This is a genomic window from Salinibacterium sp. NK8237 (assembly GCF_015864955.1).
GTDB lineage: Bacteria > Actinomycetota > Actinomycetes > Actinomycetales > Microbacteriaceae > Rhodoglobus.
Map to the genome: position 1 here is coordinate 1 of NZ_JADYWE010000009.1, position 544 is coordinate 544.

1 pseudogene is annotated in these 544 nt (G+C 39.0%); it reads right to left on the minus strand.

Annotated elements, in window-relative coordinates:
* Window positions 1-544, minus strand: a pseudogene (locus I6E56_RS14915) (relaxase/mobilization nuclease domain-containing protein); the annotation flags it as partial.

Sequence of the window (544 nt, forward strand, 5' to 3'; positions counted from 1 at the left end):
CAAGTGTTTTTTCTTCCTCTTTAACATTTTTTAAGTTTGCACTTCGGCTCAAATAAGGGTTATCTGTTCGACGTTTTCTTGGGTCATTTGGGTCGCTCAACTTAAAATTAAGATTCATAACCGTTTGAAAGGCATCAACTCGCTTCATATCGGCTGCATAGTAGAAGGGCTGCAACCTCTTGCCGCTTCGCAACTCTTGGTTTGGTATCAGGAAATTTAGCTCTAGACGCTCATTTTTATCGGTGTGCTGTACCCATAAAATATTGTAGTTATCAGGGAATAGACCTGCAAACAGCACTTTCTCAAAGTTGTCCATGATTTTCGATTTTACGTCATCTGTAATGTCTTGATAACTCTCCTCAAATGAAAGACAACCTGATGTATATCGTCTAGCATAGTCAGTTGAATTGATAAGCTCTTTCGTAATTTCGGGATTACCACGCAAAACGGTAGCTCCCTTTCTATATCTTTCATTAGTAGCTTCTTCTCCAACTCCTTTATTAATAACTTCATTAATAGCTTCCTCTCCAGCTCCTTCCTTACC